Below are 18,899 nucleotides of genomic sequence, written 5' to 3'. Positions count from 1 at the left end.
CTGAATCGGGGATTGCGGTACTACAAAACAAAACCGCGGCGCATCGCTGCGCCGCGGGGGATTCGTTGCTTAGCGACGCAGGCCAAGCTTCTCGATCAGGGCCTTGTAGCGCTCGACGTCCTTCTTCTTCAGGTAGTCGAGCAGGCTGCGACGGCGGTTGACCATCTGCAGCAGGCCGCGGCGGCTGTGGTGGTCCTTCTTGTGGGTCTTGAAGTGGCCGGTCAGCAGTTCGATGCGGGCGGTCAGCAGCGCAACCTGGACTTCCGGGGAGCCGGTGTCAGCCGAGCTGCGCTTGTTGTCTTCAATGACCTTCTGGGTGTCGATCGACATTTCTTTTTCTCTGTGATGCGTGGCCGGCAGGAACGCGCTTCGCGCACCGCCAGGCTCGCCGTGGACTACGAGGATGAAACCTGCGCCAGGCAGGCTGCCGGAAAACGGCCGCGAAATTGTAACGGTCGGGGGCTTCCGGGACAAGGACCGGGGCTGAACCGCCCGGGCCCGTCAGAGGTTGAAACGACGCTGCGGGGCCAGCAGGCCGCTTTCGTCGACCTGGCCCAGGCCCTGGACAGCGTCGTCCGGACCAAACACCGCCACCAGGCCACGCGGCCAGGACAGATCGCGCTGGCGCTGGCCGACGCAGAAGCGGTGGGCCTGGTCGGCATCCAGGTCGACCCGCGGGTACTCGGCCAGGCCGGCCGCCAGCGGCAGCAGCAGCGTGTCCATGCCCGCCTCGTCACCCGCCTCGACCATCGCCCGCAGCTGGTCCAGGGTGACCATTACCGGCTCACGGAACGGCTCGACCCAGAGCCGGCGCAGTGCGCTGATGTGGGCACCACAGCCCAGCGTCTCGCCCAGGTCGCGGGCCAGGCTGCGGATGTAGGTGCCGGAGCCGCAGGTCACGCGCAGCCGCAACCGTTCCGGCTGCTGCTCCAGCACCTCGATGGCATGTACCTGCACCTCGCGTTCGGGCGCTTCGATGACATCGCCGCGGCGGGCCTTCACATACAGCGGCTCACCGCCCCGCTTCAGCGCCGAATAGATCGGGGCACGCTGGCGGATGTTGCCGGTCAGCCCCGCCAGTGCGGCCTGCAGCGCTTCGGCACTGATGGCCGGCACCGGGCGCTGCAGCAGCACCTGGCCTTCGGCATCGTCAGTATCGGTGGTCTGGCCCAGCACGATCTCGGCGTCGTAGGCCTTGGCCGAGCCGAGCAGCAGGCCGGCGATCTTGGTTGCCTCGCCGAAGCACAGCGGCAGCAGACCGGTGGCCAGCGGGTCAAGGCTGCCGGTGTGCCCCCCTTTCTCGGCGCGGAACAGGCGGCGGGCTACCTGCAGGGCGGCGTTGGAACTCATGCCGGTCGACTTGTCGAGCAGCAGGATGCCATCCAGGCGGCGGAACTGAATTCGGGTCATGGCAGAATTTTGTAGGGTCGAGCCATGCTCGACTGCCGCAGCGCGGTCTGCATCAGACATCGCGCAGCCGGAATGCAACAACGCCGGGCATGCCCGGCGCCACGCGGTTATTCTTCGTCGCTCTCGCGACGCTTCTCCGCGGCCAGCGTATCGGGCAGGTCGCGCAGGATGTTGTCGATGTGCTCACCACGGTCGACCGAGTCGTCGTAGTGGAAATGCAGCTCCGGCACGTGGCGCAGCTTCATCGCGCGTGCCAGGTCCATGCGCAGGCGGTAGCCCAGCTCCTTCAGGCCGGCCACGGCTTCGGCCGAACGTTCCGGCATCAGCGCGGTGACGAACACCTTGGCATGGGCCATGTCGCGGGTGATTTCCACGTCGGACACGCTCACCGAGGGCAACCCATGCTCGCGCACGGCGTTGTGCACCAGGGTGCCGAGTTCACGGCGCAACTGGGCGGAGACACGGTCGGTTCGATGGAAAGTCTTGGGCACGCGGTCGGGCTCTCGATTTGAATGTGACCCGACCAAGGTCGGGTCCTACCAGGAGGAGCGGCCCGACCAAGGTCGGGCCCCACCAGGGGGCGGACCGACCCGTGAGGGCCGGTCCAGTGCAGCATTACAGGGTGCGCGGCACTTCGATACGCTCGAAGCACTCGATCTGGTCACCCGGCTTGACGTCGTTGTAAGCCTTCACCGCGATACCGCACTCGGTACCGTTGCGGACTTCCTCGACGTTCTCCTTGAAGCGACGCAGCGATTCCAGCTCGCCCTCGAAGATCACCACGCTGTCGCGCAGCACGCGGATCGGCTTGTTGCGCCTGACCACGCCCTCGATGACCATCGAGCCGGCAACGGCGCCCAGCTTGGAGCTGCGGAACACGTCGCGGACCTCGGCGATACCGATGATCTCTTCGCGGATCTCCACGCCCAGCAGACCGGAGGCCACCTGCTTCACCTGATCGATCACGTCATAGATGATCGAGAAGTAGCGCAGGTCCACGCCGTTGGATTCGATGATGCGACGGGCCGAAGCATCCGCACGCACGTTGAAGCCGATGACGGTGGCCTTCGAAGCGGCCGCCGAGTTGGCGTCCGATTCGGTGATGCCGCCCACGCCGGAGTGGATCACGTTGATGCGGATGTCTTCGTTGGACAGCGCCACCAGCGCCTGGCTGAGGGCCTGCACCGAACCCTGCACGTCGGCCTTGATGACCAGGTTGAGGACCTGCTGGCCCTCGCCCTTGCCCAGGGTCGCCATGATGTCTTCCATGCGGCTGCCGGCGGTGGCGACCAGGCGCGATTCACGGCGCTTGGTCTCACGCTGCTGGGCAACGTCCTTGGCCAGGCGCTCGTCCTCGACCACCACGAAGTCGTCACCGGCTTCCGGCACGCCGGACAGGCCCAGGACCTGCACCGGGATGGACGGGCCGGCGAATTCCGGCTGCTTGCCGGTTTCATCGAACAGTGCACGCACGCGGCCGTACTGGATGCCGCACACCAGGTAGTCGCCCTTCTTCAGGCGGCCCTGCTGCACCAGCACGGTAGCGACCGGGCCGCGGCCCTTGTCCAGCGACGATTCGATCACCACGCCCGAGGCGCGGCCTTCGTTGACGGCCTTCAGTTCCAGCAGTTCGGCCTGGATCGAGATGGCGTCCAGCAGATCGTCGATGCCCAGGCCGGTCTTGGCCGAGATCTCCACCATCTGGGTGTCACCACCGAAATCTTCGGCCACGACCTGCTCGGACAGCAGTTCGTTCTTGACCCGCATCGGGTCGGCGTCGGACTTGTCGATCTTGTTGATCGCCACGATCAGCGGCACACCCGCCGAACGGGCGTGCTGGATCGCTTCCTTGGTCTGCGGCATGACGCCGTCATCGGCGGCCACGACCAGCACCACGATATCGGTCAGCTTGGCGCCGCGGGCACGCATCGAGGTGAAGGCAGCATGGCCCGGGGTATCCAGGAAGCTGATCACGCCCTTCGGCGTATCCACGTGGTAGGCACCGATGTGCTGGGTGATGCCGCCGGCTTCGCCGGTGGCGACCTTGGTGCGGCGGATGTAATCCAGCAGCGAGGTCTTGCCGTGATCGACGTGGCCCATGATGGTGACCACCGGCGGGCGCTGGGTGGCTTCGCCCTGGTTTTCACCGGTCGAGGCCAGCAGTGCGTCCTCGGCGTCGTTGTCGTTGGCACGGATCGCCTTGTGGCCGAGTTCTTCGGTCACCAGCGCGGCGGTGTCGTGGTCGATGGACTGGGTGATGGTGGCCATCACGCCCATCTTGAACAGCGCCTTGACCACCTCGCCGCCCTTCAGCGCGAGCTTCTGCGCCAGGTCAGCCACGGTGATCGTGTCGCCGATCGCCACTTCACGCACCACCGGCGCGGTCGGACGCTCGAAGGCGTGCGGGCCGGCATTGTTGCCACCGCGCGACATGTCGCGACGGCCACCGGCCTGGTTACGGCCACCCGGCCGACCACGGGTGTTGCTGTTGTTGCTGTTGCCACGACGCGCACGGTCGGCAGCCGACAGGTGCATCTGGCCGGCGAAACGGTCGCCCGGGCCACGCTCGTTGCGCGGCGCGCTGCGGTTGCTGCGGTCGTCGTTGCGTGGCGGCGGCGGCGGCGCACTGCGCGGCGCAGCCGGAGCGGCGGCCGGCGTGCGCGGCGGACGCGGCGCGGTTTCATCGATCGGAGCGCGCTTGGGCTTGGTGGCCGCCAGTGCCTCGGCAGCCTTGGCGGCGGCCGCAGCTTCCTCGGCAGCCTTCTTCTCGGCCTCTGCGCGTTCCTTGGCCGCAATCTCTTCCTCACGGGCACGGACGATGGCTTCGTCGCGCAGACGATCCTTCTCGGCCAGGGCCTGCTGTTCGGCGAGGTTGCGGGCACGCGACTCTTCCAGCTTGCGCAGGATGTCGGCGCGCTCTTCGTCCGGCGTCATGGCGCGCGCACCATCCTTGACGTAGGTACGCTTCTGGCGCACCTCGACATTCACGGTCGTCTTGCTGCGACCGGAATTGACCGTCACTTCCTGCTGCTTCCGGCGGTTGAGCGTGATCTTCTTTGCAGACTGATCGCTCTCTTCCGGGGCCTGCTCGGGCTTGCCGTGCGAACGACGAAGGAAGCCCAGGAGCTTCACCTTCTCGGAGCTGGTCACGACCTGGTCGGGACCGCTGAACTTCATGCCGGCACCGGCCAGCTGTTCCAGCAGTTTTTCGACCGGCGTGTTGACCAGTTCGGCAAGCTTGCGGATGGTGGTTTGCTGCGACATTCGGATCCTATGATCTTGTGGGCGCCCCCCCGCATCTGGAGGTGGCGCGGATTCTACGCCCTGAGCGGCTCAGGGCCCTGTTCATTGCCGGCTCATTCGCCGCGTTCCAGTCGGGCGATCTCTTCGGCACGGGCGGCCAGGATCAGCGCAGCGGCGCGCGCCTGATCCATTCCTTCGATGCCGAAGTCCATGACCTCGTCGGCGGCCAGGTCGGACAGGTCCTCGCTGGTACGCACGCCGTGGCCGGCCAGCGCATATGCGGTGGCTTCGTCCATGCCCTTCAGGGACAGCAGGTCCTGCGCCGGCTGGCCGTCTTCAAGGCCTTCTTCGACTGCCAGGGCCTCATTGAGCAGCGCATCGCGGGCACGAGCGCGCAGCTCTTCGACGATGTCTTCGTCGAAACCTTCCACGGCCAGCAGTTCGCCGACCGGGACATATGCGATTTCCTCGACGGTGCCGAAGCCTTCGCTGACCAGGATGCCGGCGATTTCCTCGTCCACTTCCAGCTTGTCCATGAACAGCTGGCGGGCCGAAGCCTGCTCGGCCTCCGACTTGGCGGTGACCTGGTCCTGGGTCATCACGTTGAGCTGCCAGCCGGTCAGGCGGCTGGCCAGGCGCACGTTCTGGCCGCCCTTGCCGATCGCCTGGGCCAGGCGATCTTCGGCAACGGCCAGGTCCATCGAGTGCTTGTCTTCATCGACGATGATCGACTGCACTTCGGCCGGCGCCATCGCGTTGATGACGAAGTTGGCGGGGTTGTCGTTCCACAGCACGATGTCCACTCGCTCGCCATTGAGCTCGTTGGACACGGCCTGCACGCGCGAACCGCGCATGCCGATGCAGGCACCGATCGGATCGGTGCGCTGGTCGTGGGCGAGCACGGCGATCTTGGCGCGGTCGCCCGGATCACGTGCGCAGGCCTTGATTTCCACCAGGCCCTGGCCGACTTCCGGCACTTCCAGCTTGAACAACTCGATCATGAATTCCGGGGCGGCGCGGCTGATGAACAGCTGCGGGCCACGGGGTTCCGAACGGACTTCGGCCAGGTAGCCGCGCACGCGGTCACCGGCGCGCAGCACGTCGCGCGGAATGCCCTTGTCCTTCGGAATGAAGCCTTCGGCATTGCCACCGAGGTCGACATAGATGTTGCCGCGCTCGGCGCGCTTGACCACACCGGTGATCAGTTCGCCGACGCGATCCTTCCACGCATCCACGACCTGCTGGCGCTCGGCTTCGCGCACACGCTGGACGATGACCTGCTTGGCGGCCTGGGCGGCGATGCGGCCGAAGTCCGGGTTCTCGATCTGCTCTTCGATGTAGTCGCCGACGTCCACGCCTTCGGCCTCGTCGACGGCGTCCATCAGGCGGATCTGGCGGTCCGGCGATTCCATGACCACGTCGTCGGCCACCACTTCCCAGCGGCGGAAGGTTTCGTAGCTGCCATCCTTGTGGTCGATGACCACGCGGGTCAGCACTTCCTCGTCGGGATAGCGCTTCTTCGCTGCCGAGGCCAGGGCGGCCTCGATGGCATCGAAGATCACTTCACGCGGCACGCCCTTCTCGTTGGCGACCGCGTCGACTACCAGCAACAGTTCCTTGCTCATTGGCTCACTCCGCGCGCGGCTTCTTTGCCGCCGGCTCGTTGGAAGAAGAATTCGTGTTTGGCTTCGGACGCTTCGGCGCCGGACCGGTCGGCTTGCTCGGGGCCAGCCCCAGCGCCACCCAGTCGGGCATGATCCGTGCCTTGTCGATGTTGTCGGCCGACACCACCACTTCGGTCTTGTCGACGATGAAGGTGATGGTGCCTGCGGCCTCGTCGGTCGCTTCGATACGGCCCTGCAGGCGACGACGGTTGTCCTGCGGCAGCTTCAGCGTGACCTTGGCCGATTCACCCTGGTGGCGAGCGAACTGCTCCAGGTTGAACAGCGGGCGATCCACGCCCGGCGAGGACACTTCCAGCGTGTAATTGCCGCTGATCGGGTCTTCGACGTCCAGCTGCGCCGACACTTCGCGGCTGACCCGCTCGCAGTCGTCGACATTGATGATGCGCTCGGGCTGTTCAGCCAGCGGCACGTCGATGTAAAGGCGCAGGGTCGCACCGCCGGGGGCCGGCAGATACTCAACGCCCAGCAGCTCCAGGCCCAGCGACACAACGGTCGGGGCGAGCAGATTCGCGATGTCGGTTGCCTTGTCGCTCACAGCCTGCCTTGATCTCTTGGTTGGGTGCCGGCCTTGGCCGGCGTGAAAACATGACGCCCCGGAAACGACAAAGGGCCCGCTGGGCCCCTTTTCCGGAAAGACTCCGGTGACTGGATTCCGGTTGCAACCTGCAGTGCCTGCCGGTTGCGGCCCTCCTTCCGGGTCCGGACTCCCGCCGGGAGGCCGCCTTCAGGGGTACTGCTAGGCCGCTGATGATAGCGGCTGCACCGCGCTGGTGCAAGGTGCGGGCCCGGGGTCAGATCCCTTTCCCGCGGAAAAGGGAGCTGACCCCGATCACGCAGAAACGACGCAGCCACCCAAAGAAAAACGCCTTCGAAGCAGGACTTCGAAGGCGATCTCTTTACTTGGTAGCGGGGGCAGGATTTGAACCTGCGACCTTCGGGTTATGAGCCCGACGAGCTGCCAGACTGCTCCACCCCGCATCAGAAGCGGAATTATGAGCGTTGGCTCCAAAAAATGCAAGCTTTCCCTCATTCATCAAACCGGTTGGCGCCGATCTGAAGTTGGTAGCGGGGGCAGGATTTGAACCTGCGACCTTCGGGTTATGAGCCCGACGAGCTGCCAGACTGCTCCACCCCGCACCGGTAGTGTTTGAACTGCTGCCCTGCTCTCTTTCGAGGAGGGCGACCGCAACGATGTTCTGGCTGAACCGCTGCAGTGACAACTCAGGCTGCGCATATTACACGAATCGCGCAGCTTTGTGTCAACTTTTATGCAAGATGCGCAAATGCCTGCTGGCACCAGACCATGATCGGGTTCCAGGCCAGGCCCAGCGCCAGCAGCGCCAGCGCGTTCACGCCCAGCACCAGGCCCAGCACGCGGTCGTTGCTGCGCGGCATGGCCTCGCCCACCGGCTCATCGAAGTACATGACCTTGATGACGCGCAGGTAGTAGAAGCAGCCGACCACGGCACACAGCACGCCGAGGATGGCCAGCCACAGCAGGCCCCCGTTGACGGCCGCGCCCAGCACCGCCAGCTTGGTCCAGAAGCCCAGGAACGGCGGAATGCCGGCCAGCGACGCCATGATGCACAGCACCAGGCCGGCCATCCACGGGTTGCGGGCATTGAGGCCCTTGAAGTCCTCGATGTTCTCGGCTTCGAAACCGGCACGCGACAGCGCGATGATCGCGCCGAAGGCGGCGGTGGACATGATGGCGTAGGCCAGTGCGTAGAACAGCGCGGCGGCATAGCCCTGCGCGCCACCACCGGCGATGCCCATCAGCAGGAAGCCGATGTGCGAGACGGTGGAGAACGCCAGCATGCGCTTGAGGTTGCTCTGCGCGATGGCCATCAGGTTGCCGATGACCAGCGAGACCGCGGCCAGGCCGGCGATCAGCAGCTGCAGTTCAGTCGACAGCGGACCCACGCCCATTTCCAGCAGGCGGTAGGCCATGCCGAAGGCGGCCAGCTTCGGCGCCGAGCTGATGAACAGTGCGATCGGTGCCGGGGCACCCTGGTACACGTCCGGCAGCCACATGTGGAACGGTGCGGCGCCCAGCTTGAAGGCGACGCCGGCGATCATGAACACCGCACCGGTGATCAGCAGCACGCGCTCTTCCGAGTGCGGGATGGCGTCACGGATGACGTCCAGGTGCAGGCTGCCGGTGGCGCCGTAGATCAGAGACATGCCGTACAGCAGCAGGCCCGAGGCCAGCGAACCCAGCACGATGTACTTCATCGCTGCTTCCGAGGCCAGACCGTTCTCACGGTTGCTGGCAACCAGGGCGTAGGAGCACAGCGCCAGCAGCTCCAGGCCCAGGTAGACCATCAGCAGGCTGCCGGCCGAGACCAGGATCATCATGCCGGCGGTGCCGAACAGGATCAGCACCGGGATCTCGCCCTGGAACAGGTTGCGGTCACGCAGGTAGCGCCAGCCGTAGACCAGGGTCAGGCCGCTGAGCAGCACGATCCCGGTCTTCATCACGTCCGCGGCAGTATCGCGCACGAACATGCCATGGAAGACCTCGCCCTGCCCGCCCACGCCGGTGGCCAGCATGAACAGCACCACGGCCAGCGCAGCGAGCGAGAACAGGTGGGTGACGATCTTGTTCCGGTTGCTGACGAACAGGTCGAGGATCATCAGGGCGAAGGCGCTGCCGATCAGCACCAGCTCGGGAGCGAGCGGTGGCAGGTCAGCGGCGGTCAATGGCAGCAGCGGCGAGGTGGTCATCATCAAATCCTGGAATTACAGCAGCTTGCTGGATGCGATCTGCATCGCCAGCTTCGCGATCGAGGGCTCCATCAGGTCGGTCAGCGGCTTGGGGTAGATGCCCAGGGCCAGCACGCCGATGGCGAACACGCCCAGCACCAGCCATTCGCGGCCGTTGATGTCCTTCAGTTCGGCCACGTGGCTGTTGGCCACTTCGCCGAAGAAGATGCGCTTGTACAGCCACAGGGTGTAGGCGGCGCCGATGATCAGGGTGGTGGCCGCGCCCAGTGCGATCCACGGATTACGCTGGAAGGCCGACAGGATGACCATGAACTCGCCGACGAAACCGCTGGTGCCCGGCAGGCCCGCATTGGCCATGAAGAACAGCATGGCGAAGGTGGCGAACCACGGCATCACGTTGACCACGCCGCCGTAATCGGCGATGCGGCGGCTGTGCATGCGGTCGTACAGCACGCCGACACAGGAGAACATCGCACCGGACACGAAGCCGTGCGAGATCATCTGCACCATGGCGCCCTGCAGGCCCAGGCGGGCAGCATCGGCATTGCCGGCTTCACGCACCAGCCACAGGGCGATGAAGGTGCCCAGGGTGACGAAGCCCATGTGCGCGATCGACGAATAGGCGATCAGCTTCTTCATGTCGTCCTGCACCAGGGCGACCAGGCCGACGTAGATCACCGCGATCAGCGACAGCGCGATCACCAGCCAGGCCCATTCCTGCGACGCGTCCGGGACGATCGGCAGGTTGAAGCGCAGGAAGCCGTAGCCACCGATCTTCAGGGCGATGGCGGCCAGGATCACCGAACCGGCGGTCGGCGCTTCCACGTGGGCGTCCGGCAGCCAGGTGTGGACCGGGAACATCGGCACCTTGACCGCGAAGGCGATCAGGAAGGCAAAGAAGATCCAGGTCTGTTCCTTGGCCGACAGCGGCAGCGCGTACAGGTCGGCCAGCTGGAAGCTGCCGCCCTTCATGTACAGGTAGATCAGCGCCACCAGCATCAGCACCGAGCCGAGGAAGGTGTACAGGAAGAACTTCAGTGCTGCGTAGATGCGGCGCGGGCCACCCCAGACACCGATGATCAGGAACATCGGGATCAGCATGGCTTCGAAGAACACGTAGAACAGCATCGCGTCCGTCGCGGCGAAGATGCCGACGGTGACGCCTTCCAGGATCAGGAAGGCCGCCACGTACTGGTTGACGCGCTTGTCGATGGCGCTCCAGGCGCCGATCAGGGCAAGCACGCTGACCAGGGTGGTCAGCAGGATCAGCGCCACGGCAATGCCGTCCACGCCCAGGTTGTAGCCGATCTTGTACGCCGGGATCCAGGCATGGGTCTCGACGAACTGCAGGCCGTCGATGCCCGCGTTGTAGCCGCCCAGCAGCGAGAGGCTTGCAACGAAGGTGAGCACCGCGACGCCCAGCGACGCCCAGCGGGCAGTCTGTGCATCACGGATCGCAAGGATCAGGGCGCCACCGATGATCGGCAGCCAGATGAGGACACTGAGTAGAGGCCAGTTCGACACGTCTTCTTATTCCGTACAGGTCATCAACGCAGGTAATGCATCAGCACGCCCAGCAGGGCAATCAGGCCGATGATCATCGCGAAGGCGTAGTGATAGAGGAAACCGGATTGGGTACGACGCAGCACGCCGGCTGCAACGTCCACAACACGTGCCGAAAGATTGACCACGCCGTCGACGATGTTGCTGTCGATCCAGCGCGAGACCTTGCCCAGCTTGACGCTGCCACCGGCAAAGCCATCGATCCACAGCTTGTCGAAGCCGTACTTGTTTTCCAGCACCGAGACGATCGGGGCGAAGGTCTTGCGCGCCTTGCCCGAGAGGTCCGGCTTCCACAGGTAGAACAGCGCAGCCAGCAGGAAGCCCGCCAGGGTCAGCCAGAACGGCGGCAGCATCATGCCGTGCAGCGCGAACGCCACCGGGCCATGGAACTCTTCACCCAGGAACGCGACGGTGTTCTTGGCCGGATCGTAGAAGTCGACGATGCCGGTGAAGAACGTCTGTGCCTGGCCCTTGATCGCCTCGTGCGCATGGTGGCCGGCCCAGTCGGTGCCGTGCAGCATCGGACCGATGCTGAAGAAACCAATGGCGATCGACGGGATGGCCAGCAGGATCAGCGGCAGGGTCACCACCCACGGGGTTTCATGCGGTTCATGCGGACCGTGGCCGTGGTCGTCATGGGCATCGCCATGGTGGGCATCGGCGGTGTGGTGATCGTCATGGCCGTGGCCATGATCGTCGTGCGCGTCGCGGAAACGCTCCTTGCCGTGGAAGGTCATGAACAGCAGACGGAAGCTGTAGAAGCTGGTCACCAGCACGCCACCCAGCACGGCCCAGTAGCCATAGGTGGCCACCCAGCTGTTCTGCATGTGGGCGTGGATCTCGGCCGCCTCGATGATGGTGTCCTTCGAGTAGAAGCCGGAGAAGAACGGCGTACCAACCAGGGCCAGCGTACCGATCCACATGGTGATGAAGGTGATCGGCATGTACTTGCGCAGGCCGCCCATCTTGCGCATGTCCTGCTCGTGGTGCATCGCGATAATGACCGAGCCGGCGCCCAGGAACAGCAGGGCCTTGAAGAAGGCGTGGGTCATCAGGTGGAACACGGCGGCCGAGTAGGCCGACACGCCCAGGGCGACGGTCATGTAGCCCAGCTGCGACAGCGTGGAGTACGCGACGACGCGCTTGATGTCGTTCTGCACGATGCCGATCAGGCCGGTGAAGAACGCGGTGGTGGCACCGATGAACAGCACGAAGTTCAGCGCCGTCTGCGACAGCTCGAACAGCGGCGACATGCGGGTGACCATGAAGATACCGGCGGTCACCATCGTCGCGGCGTGGATCAGTGCCGAGATCGGGGTCGGGCCTTCCATCGAGTCCGGCAGCCACACGTGCAGCGGGACCTGGGCCGACTTGCCCATGGCGCCGATGAACAGGCAGATGCAGATGACGGTGGCGATCGACCAGATCACCGGCTCGTTCAGCAGCTGCATGCCCAGGATCGTGCCGTCCCAGATCTGCAGCTGGGCGCGCGGGTCAGCCAGCATGCCGGCCTGCGAGAACACCTGCGAGTAGTCCAGGGTGCCGAACACCCACAGCACGCCAGCGATGCCCAGCAGGAAGCCGAAGTCACCGACGCGGTTGACCAGGAACGCCTTCATGTTGGCGAAGATCGCGGTCGGGCGCTTGAACCAGAAGCCGATCAGCAGGTACGACACCAGGCCCACCGCTTCCCAGCCGAAGAACAGCTGCAGGAAGTTGTTGCTCATCACCAGGGTGAGCATCGAGAAGGTGAACAGCGAGATGTAGCTGAAGAACCGCTGGTAGCCCGGGTCGTCCTGCATGTAGCCGATCGTGTAGATGTGGACCAGCAGCGACACGAAGGTCACCACCACCATCATCATCGCGGTCAGCTTGTCGACCATGAAGCCGACGTGCGCCGAATACTGGCCGACTTCGAAGAACGTGTAGATGTTCTGGTTGAACGGCTGCGCGCCGCCCCACATCAGCTGGTAGAACGTGTACATCGACAGGCCGCAGGCTACCGCGACGCCGAGGATGGTGATGGTCTGCGCGCCGAAGCGCTTGACCTGGCGACCGAACAGGCCGGCGATGATGCTGCCGAACAGCGGTGCAAGCACCACTGCGATCAACAGACTCTTGGAGAGAGTGATTTCCATCTGTGGATCAGCCCTTCAACGAATCGACTTCGCCGACATTGATCGTGCGGCGGGTACGGAACAGGGTCACCAGGATCGCCAGGCCGATGGCGGCTTCCGCGGCGGCGACGGTCAGGATGAAGAACACGAACAGCTGGCCGGACGGATCGCCCAGCTGACGCGAGAAGCCGACGAAATTGATGTTCACCGACAGCAGCATCAGCTCGATCGACATCAGCAGGACGATGACGTTCTTCCGGTTGAGGAAGATGCCGGCCAGGCTGATGGCGAACAGCACCGCGCCAAGCGCAAGCATGTGGCCAAGGGTAATCACGGCTGGGTCTCCTCGCCGGTGGCCGGCTTGCTGTTGCTGTGCACGACCGGTGCTTCGGCGCCCATCTTGACCATGCGCAGGCGCTGGCCGGCCTTGACCATGGTCTGCTCACCCGGGTTCTGGCTCTTCACGCCGGTACGGCGACGCAGGGTCAGCATCACGGCGGCGACCACGGCCACGGTCAGGATGACGGCGGCGAACTCGAACGGCAGCAGGTATTCGGTGAACAGCGTGCGCGCCAGCCAGGTGACGTTGGAGCTGTCGGCAGCGACCGCAGCGGCGTTGTCGGCCGGGAACGGAGCGACCGCCCTGCCCTTCACGCCGATCAGGATCAGCATCTGCACCAGCATCGCCACTGCCACGATCAGGCCGACCGGCAGGTAACGCACCCAGCCTTCACGCATCTTGCTGGGGTCGATGTCCAGCATCATCACCACGAACAGGAACAGCACCATCACCGCGCCGACGTAGACCAGCACCAGCGCCACGCCGAGGAACTCGGCGCCCACCAGCAGCCACACGCAGGCAATGGAGAAGAAGGTCAGCACCAGGCACAGCACTGCATGCACCGGGTTGCGCACGCTGATCACCGCACCGGCCGAAACCGTTGCCGCGATGGCGAACACCCAGAAAGCGATATTTACCCAATCCATCTCTCGACCTCAGCGGTAAGCGGCATCGGCGGCACGACGCTCGGCGATCTCGTTTTCGAGACGATCGCCAAGGGCCAGCAGCTGCGGCTTGGTAACGATGTTTTCGCCACGGTTCTCGAAGTGGTACTCGAGGATGTGGGTTTCGACGATCGAGTCCACCGGGCAGCTTTCTTCGCAGAAGCCGCAGAAGATGCACTTGAACAGGTCGATGTCGTAGCGGGTGGTGCGGCGGGTGCCGTCCTCGCGCTTGGCCGAATCGATGGTGATGGCCAGGGCCGGGCACACCGCTTCGCACAGCTTGCAGGCAATGCAGCGCTCTTCGCCGTTAGGGTAGCGGCGCAGCGCGTGCAGGCCACGGAAGCGCGGCGACTGCGGGAACTTCTCCATCGGGTACATCATCGTGTACTTCGGCTTGAAGCTGTACTTCAGCGTCAGCCAGAGGCCCGCCAGCAGTTCGAGCAGCAGCAGGCTCTTGAAGTAATGGGTAATCCTGTTCATCACTTTAGACGCCCTTTTGAATCACGCCGAAGAACACCATGACGGCGGTAACCGCGATCCACAGAATGGCCAGCGGGATGAAGACCTTCCAGCCCAGGCGCATGATCTGGTCGTAGCGGAAGCGCGGGAAGCTGGCACGGAACCAGATGTAGGCACTGGCGAAGAAGAACACCTTGACGAACAGCCACGGTGCGCCGCCCTTCCAGATCCAGTCGACCAGCGGCGAGACATCGCCGAAGTTGACCCAGCCCTGGACCGGGCTCAGCCAGCCGCCGAGGAAGAAGATCGAGATCAGGAAGCTGATCAGGATCATGTTCGCGTATTCGGCCAGGAAGAACAGCGCGAAGGCACCGCCGGAGTATTCGACCATGTGGCCGGCGACGATTTCCGATTCGCCTTCCACCACGTCGAACGGCGCGCGGTTGGTTTCAGCCACGCCCGACACCCAGTAGATGACGAACAGCGGGAACAGCGGCAGCAGGAACCAGTCGAAGAAGCCGGAGCTGCCGGCCTGCGCCATCACGATATTGCTCAGGTTCAGGCTGCCAGCGGCGATCATCACGCCGACCAAGGCGAAGCCCATGGCGATTTCGTAGCTGATCATCTGCGCCGAGGCGCGCATGGCACCCAGGAACGCGTACTTCGAGTTGGACGCCCAACCGGCCAGGATGATGCCGTAGATGCCCAGCGAGGTCATCGCCAGCAGGTACAGCAGGCCGGCGTTGGCATTGGACAGCACGATCTGCGAATCGAAGGGGACCACCGACCAGGCCGCGAAGGCCGGGGCCAGGGTGATCAGCGGGGCCAGCAGGTAGATCGCCTTGTTGGCGCTGCTCGGCTGGACCACTTCCTTGAACAGCAGCTTGAAGACGTCGGCAAAGGCCTGGAAGATGCCCATGCCCACGTACATCGGGCCGTGGCGGACGTGCATCCAGCCGATCAGCTTGCGTTCCCAGACCACGTAGAAGGCCACTGAGATGATTACCGGAACGGTGATCACCAGGATCTTCAGGATGATCCAGATCAGCGCGCCGATGTCACCGAGGCCAAGCAGCCACTGGTGCAGCGGGTCGACCGCGTTCAACAGCAATTCGTTCATGCAGCCACCACCGTTACGCGAGCGGCACCCAGCGGCGCGGTCGCGCCGTGGCCCGATTCAATCCAGACCGAACCCGCAGCGACGCGGGCGTCGACCACCACCGGCAGGGTGGCCTTGCCGGCATCGGTGCCGACCTTGGCCATCTGCCCTTCCTGCAGCTGCAGGCGAGCGGCATCTTCAGCGTTCAGCACGATGCGCGGGGCGTTGTTGAGCGGATGCGACTGCAGCGCCGGGGCGCGACGGACCACCGCATCGGTGCGGTAGATCGCGGCGGTCGAAGCCACTTCCAGGCCTTCGCCGGCAACCACCGGCTGCGCCGAAGCGGCAACGGTGACCGACACCGGGGCCAGGCTGGCACGCAGGCCGGCAAGGTCGGTGAAGTCGAAACCGGTCAGCGCCATGTCGCCGCCCAGGGCGCGCAGCACGCGCCAGCCTTCACGGGCCTCGCCCGGCAGCTTGCCGCCGGCACGGGCCGACTGCTCGCGACCATCGAGGTTGGTCAGGGTGGCGTCGATTTCCGGCAGCGCACCGATCGGCAGGATCACGTCGGCGACGTCGCGGGTCGAGGCACAGGCGAACTGGCTGAAGGCCACCACCTGGGCACCGGCCAGCGCCTTGCGCGCGGCAGGTGCATCGGCGAAATCCAGGCCCGGCTCCAGGCCGTACACCACGTAGGCCTGGCGCGGCTGCGCCAGCATCGCGGCGACGTCCTTGCCGGCCGGCAGCACGCCGGCGCGGGTCAGGCCCACGGCGTTGGCGCCCTGCGGGATGCGGCACAGCTTGGCACCGGTGGCGGCGGCGAAGTCACGCGCGGCGGCGCGGATGGCGGCAGCCTGCGGGTGGTTTTCGGCGATGCCACCGACGATCAGCACGGTGTTGTTGCCGCCCTGCACCGCCGAACGCAGCTCGGCGTTGGCCAGCGCGTCGACGAACTTCGACGGTGCAACGATCTGCTTGCCGGCAATACTGAAGGCGAAGTCGAAGTCGACCGGATTGACGACGTGGATCTTCGCGCCCTTGGTGGTCTGCGCCTTGCGCAGGCGGGCGTGCAGCAGCGGCAGTTCGTGGCGGATGTTGCTGCCCAGAACGACGATGCGATCGGCACCTTCGATTTCGGCCAGCGGCAGGCCGAACACTTCGGCGGTTGCAGCGTCGGAGAAATCACGGTTGTTGATGCGGTGGTCGATATTGCTCGAGCCCAGGCCCTTGGCCAGGCGGGCCAGCAGCGCGCCTTCCTCGTTCGAGGTGGACGGATGCACCAGCACGCCCAGGTTGTCGCCCTGGTTGGCCTTGAGGATCTCGGCGGCCGCGGCCAGGCCTTCGGCCCAGCTCACTTCCTTCCACTCGCCATTGACCTTGCGCAGCGGCTTGACCGCACGGTCTTCGCTGTACAGGCCCTGGTGCGAGTAGCGGTCACGGTCGGACAGCCAGCACTCGTTCACCGCTTCGTTGTCGCGCGGCACGGTGCGCAGCACTTCGCCGCGACGCACGTGCAGGAACAGGTTCGAACCCATCGCGTCGTGGTAGCCCAGCGATTCGCGCGCGGTCAGTTCCCAAGGGCGGGCGCGGAACTGGAACACCTTGTTGGTCAGTGCGCCGACCGGGCAGACGTCGACGACATTGCCGGACAGTTCGGTGGTCAGCGGCTTGCCGTCGAAGGTACCGATCTGCAGGTTCTCACCGCGATACATGCCACCCAGTTCGTAGGTACCGGCGACGTCGGCGGTGAAGCGGACGCAGCGGGTGCACTGGATGCAGCGGGTCATCTCGGTGGCGACCAGCGGGCCCATGTCCTCGTCCGGGACCACGCGCTTGCGCTCGTTGAAGCGGCTGACCGAACGGCCATAGCCCAGCGAGACGTCCTGCAGTTCGCACTCGCCGCCTTGGTCGCAGATCGGGCAGTCCAGCGGGTGGTTGATGAGCAGGAACTCCATCACCGAGCGCTGGAACTTCAGTGCCTTCTCGCTGCGGGTGGCGACCTTCATGCCATCCATCACCGGAGTGGCGCAGGCCGGCGCCGGCTTCGGCGACTTTTCCACGTCCACCAGGCACATGCGGCAGTTGGCGGCGATCGGCAGCTTCTCGTGGTAGCAGAAGCGCGGAATCGAAATGCCGGCCTTGTCGGCCGCCTGGATGATCATCGAACCCTTGGGCACGACCAGGGACTTGCCATCGATTTCGATGGTCACGTGATCCGGTGGCACGTTCGGGTTTACGGGTTGCGCGCTCATGCGGCGGCTGCCTCCACCTTCTTGCCGTCAACCATCGAATGACCGTTGACGATGTAGTACTCGAATTCGTCCCAGAACTGGCGCAGGAAGCCCTGGATGGGCCATGCAGCCGCTTCACCGAACGCACAGATGGTGTGGCCTTCGATCTGGCCGGCCACCGCCTTCAGCTGGTGCAGGTCTTCCATCGTGGCCTTGCCGGCGACGATGCGCTCCAGCACGCGGTGCATCCAGCCGGTGCCCTCGCGGCACGGGGTGCACTGGCCACAGGATTCCTTGTGGAAGAACTGGCTGATACGGCAGGCGAACTTGACGCAGCAGACGCTGTCGTCCAGCACCACGATCGCACCCGAACCCAGGCCGGAGCCCAGCGCGCGGATGGTGTCGTAGTCCATCGGCAGGTCCTTCAGCTCGGCCGCGGTCAGCACCGGCATCGACACGCCGCCCGGGATCGCGCCCTTCAGCGTGCGGCCCGGACGCAGGCCACCGGCCATTTCCAGCAGGTCGTGGAATTTGGTGCCGAGCGGCACTTCGAAGTTGCCGCCATTCTGCACGCAGCCGGACACCGAGAAGCACTTAGGACCGCCGTTGGCGGTAAGGCTCAGGCCCTTGAACCACTCCGGACCGTTGCGGATGATCGCCGGCACCGAACCATAGGTTTCGGTGTTGTTGATCGTCGACGGCTTGCCATACAGGCCGAAATTGGCCGGGAACGGCGGCTTGTAGCGCGGCTGGCCCTTCTTGCCCTCCAGCGATTCCATCAGCGCGGTTTCTTCGCCGCAGATGTACGCGCCGGCGCCCAGCGCGCCGTAGATGTCGATGTCCACGCCACTGCCGAGGATGTTCTTGCCCAGCCAGCCGTTCGCATAGGCGTCGGCCAGGGCCTGCTCGAAGTGCTCGAACGGCTCGTGGTGGAACTCACCGCGCAGGTAGTTGTAACCCACGGTCGAACCGGTGGCGTAGCAGGCGATCGCCATGCCTTCCACCACCGAATGCGGGTTGTAGCGCAGGATGTCGCGGTCCTTGCAGGTGCCCGGCTCGGATTCGTCCGAGTTGCAGAGGATGTACTTCTGCATGTTGCCCTTGGGCATGAAGGACCACTTCAGGCCGGTCGGGAAGCCTGCGCCACCGCGGCCGCGCAGGCCCGAGGCCTTGACCATCTCGATGACCTGCTCCGGCGGGATCTTCTCTTCGAGGATCTTGCGCAGGGCGGCGTAGCCACCGGTCTTCAGGTAGCTTTCGTACGACCACGGGGTGTCGTAATGCAGGGTGGTGTAGACCACCTGGTGCGGCAGCGGCGCGGGACCGACCGGACCCTTGGATTCGTGGTGATGTGCCATGC

General features: G+C 65.0%; 15 protein-coding genes and 2 tRNA genes. All 17 read right to left on the bottom strand.

The annotated features are described in order from the left end of the window. Positions 1–69: 69 nt before the first annotated feature. Complete coding sequence (gene rpsO, locus H4O10_RS05885; protein ID WP_005410445.1) at positions 70–330, bottom strand: 30S ribosomal protein S15; 261 nt, start codon at positions 328–330, stop codon at positions 70–72. A 171-nt stretch (positions 331–501) separates the two neighbouring features. Further along, complete coding sequence (gene truB, locus H4O10_RS05880) at positions 502–1,410, bottom strand: tRNA pseudouridine(55) synthase TruB (RefSeq protein ID WP_049452533.1); 909 nt, start codon at positions 1,408–1,410, stop codon at positions 502–504. Positions 1,411–1,517: 107 nt separating this feature from the next. Further along, positions 1,518–1,901: a 30S ribosome-binding factor RbfA gene (gene rbfA / locus H4O10_RS05875; RefSeq protein WP_005410447.1), complete on the bottom strand. Its 384-nt coding sequence runs from the start codon at positions 1,899–1,901 to the stop codon at positions 1,518–1,520. 124 nt (positions 1,902–2,025) lie between these two features. Beyond that, positions 2,026–4,674 (bottom strand): translation initiation factor IF-2, encoded by a 2,649-nt coding sequence (gene infB, locus H4O10_RS05870; protein WP_049452532.1) that lies wholly within the window; start codon positions 4,672–4,674, stop codon positions 2,026–2,028. Positions 4,675–4,766: 92 nt separating this feature from the next. After that, positions 4,767–6,278 carry a transcription termination factor NusA gene (gene nusA / locus H4O10_RS05865; RefSeq protein WP_049452531.1) on the bottom strand — a complete coding sequence of 504 codons (1,512 nt, stop codon included), beginning with the start codon at positions 6,276–6,278 and terminating at the stop codon, positions 4,767–4,769. A gap of 4 nt (positions 6,279–6,282) precedes the next feature. After that, positions 6,283–6,873 (bottom strand): ribosome maturation factor RimP, encoded by a 591-nt coding sequence (gene rimP, locus H4O10_RS05860; protein ID WP_005410450.1) that lies wholly within the window; start codon positions 6,871–6,873, stop codon positions 6,283–6,285. 366 nt (positions 6,874–7,239) lie between these two features. Beyond that, positions 7,240–7,316 (bottom strand) — tRNA-Met (locus H4O10_RS05855). 82 nt (positions 7,317–7,398) lie between these two features. Next, a tRNA-Met gene (locus H4O10_RS05850) sits at positions 7,399–7,475 on the bottom strand. Positions 7,476–7,604: 129 nt separating this feature from the next. Next, positions 7,605–9,065, bottom strand: coding sequence for an NADH-quinone oxidoreductase subunit NuoN (gene nuoN, locus H4O10_RS05845; RefSeq protein ID WP_005410451.1), 1,461 nt, complete (start codon positions 9,063–9,065; stop codon positions 7,605–7,607). Positions 9,066–9,080: 15 nt separating this feature from the next. Then, positions 9,081–10,589: an NADH-quinone oxidoreductase subunit M gene (locus tag H4O10_RS05840; RefSeq protein ID WP_033835600.1), complete on the bottom strand. Its 1,509-nt coding sequence runs from the start codon at positions 10,587–10,589 to the stop codon at positions 9,081–9,083. Positions 10,590–10,612: 23 nt separating this feature from the next. Next, positions 10,613–12,766, bottom strand: a complete 2,154-nt coding sequence (nuoL, locus tag H4O10_RS05835) for an NADH-quinone oxidoreductase subunit L (protein ID WP_049453190.1) — start codon at positions 12,764–12,766, stop codon at positions 10,613–10,615. Positions 12,767–12,773: 7 nt separating this feature from the next. Then, a complete protein-coding gene (nuoK, locus tag H4O10_RS05830) occupies positions 12,774–13,079 on the bottom strand; it encodes an NADH-quinone oxidoreductase subunit NuoK (protein WP_005410454.1) in 306 nt (101 codons plus the stop codon). Beyond that, positions 13,076–13,732: an NADH-quinone oxidoreductase subunit J gene (locus H4O10_RS05825; RefSeq protein WP_033835602.1), complete on the bottom strand. Its 657-nt coding sequence runs from the start codon at positions 13,730–13,732 to the stop codon at positions 13,076–13,078. Before H4O10_RS05825 ends, nuoK begins: the two co-directional genes overlap by 4 nt. A gap of 9 nt (positions 13,733–13,741) precedes the next feature. Further along, positions 13,742–14,230: an NADH-quinone oxidoreductase subunit NuoI gene (gene nuoI / locus H4O10_RS05820; protein WP_005410456.1), complete on the bottom strand. Its 489-nt coding sequence runs from the start codon at positions 14,228–14,230 to the stop codon at positions 13,742–13,744. A gap of 4 nt (positions 14,231–14,234) precedes the next feature. After that, positions 14,235–15,329 carry an NADH-quinone oxidoreductase subunit NuoH gene (nuoH, locus tag H4O10_RS05815; RefSeq protein WP_005410457.1) on the bottom strand — a complete coding sequence of 365 codons (1,095 nt, stop codon included), beginning with the start codon at positions 15,327–15,329 and terminating at the stop codon, positions 14,235–14,237. Beyond that, positions 15,326–17,560: an NADH-quinone oxidoreductase subunit NuoG gene (gene nuoG, locus H4O10_RS05810; protein WP_049453191.1), complete on the bottom strand. Its 2,235-nt coding sequence runs from the start codon at positions 17,558–17,560 to the stop codon at positions 15,326–15,328. Before nuoG ends, nuoH begins: the two co-directional genes overlap by 4 nt. After that, a complete protein-coding gene (nuoF, locus tag H4O10_RS05805; RefSeq protein ID WP_010486436.1) occupies positions 17,557–18,897 on the bottom strand; it encodes an NADH-quinone oxidoreductase subunit NuoF in 1,341 nt (446 codons plus the stop codon). The genes nuoG and nuoF overlap by 4 nt, the downstream gene beginning before the upstream one ends. Positions 18,898–18,899 lie beyond the last annotated feature (2 nt).

Source organism: Stenotrophomonas sp. I18B00994 (assembly GCF_014145825.1).
Classification (GTDB): domain Bacteria; phylum Pseudomonadota; class Gammaproteobacteria; order Xanthomonadales; family Xanthomonadaceae; genus Stenotrophomonas; species Stenotrophomonas maltophilia.
The sequence above is the reverse complement of the archived record's forward strand: the minus strand, read 5'-3'. Positions and strand labels throughout refer to the sequence as shown.

Excerpts from the sequence above, each read along its gene's own strand:
- rpsO (WP_005410445.1), bottom strand. The coding sequence starts at position 330 with ATGTCGATCGACACCCAGAAGGTCATTGAAGACAACAAGCGCAGCTCG.
- truB (WP_049452533.1), bottom strand. The coding sequence starts at position 1,410 with ATGACCCGAATTCAGTTCCGCCGCCTGGATGGCATCCTGCTGCTCGAC.
- infB (WP_049452532.1), bottom strand. The coding sequence starts at position 4,674 with ATGTCGCAGCAAACCACCATCCGCAAGCTTGCCGAACTGGTCAACACG.
- nusA (WP_049452531.1), bottom strand. The coding sequence starts at position 6,278 with ATGAGCAAGGAACTGTTGCTGGTAGTCGACGCGGTCGCCAACGAGAAG.
- nuoN (WP_005410451.1), bottom strand. The coding sequence starts at position 9,065 with ATGACCACCTCGCCGCTGCTGCCATTGACCGCCGCTGACCTGCCACCG.
- nuoL (WP_049453190.1), bottom strand. The coding sequence starts at position 12,766 with ATGGAAATCACTCTCTCCAAGAGTCTGTTGATCGCAGTGGTGCTTGCA.
- H4O10_RS05825 (WP_033835602.1), bottom strand. The coding sequence starts at position 13,732 with ATGGATTGGGTAAATATCGCTTTCTGGGTGTTCGCCATCGCGGCAACG.
- nuoI (WP_005410456.1), bottom strand. The coding sequence starts at position 14,230 with ATGAACAGGATTACCCATTACTTCAAGAGCCTGCTGCTGCTCGAACTG.
- nuoH (WP_005410457.1), bottom strand. The coding sequence starts at position 15,329 with ATGAACGAATTGCTGTTGAACGCGGTCGACCCGCTGCACCAGTGGCTG.
- nuoG (WP_049453191.1), bottom strand. The coding sequence starts at position 17,560 with ATGAGCGCGCAACCCGTAAACCCGAACGTGCCACCGGATCACGTGACC.
- nuoF (WP_010486436.1), bottom strand. The coding sequence starts at position 18,897 with ATGGCACATCACCACGAATCCAAGGGTCCGGTCGGTCCCGCGCCGCTG.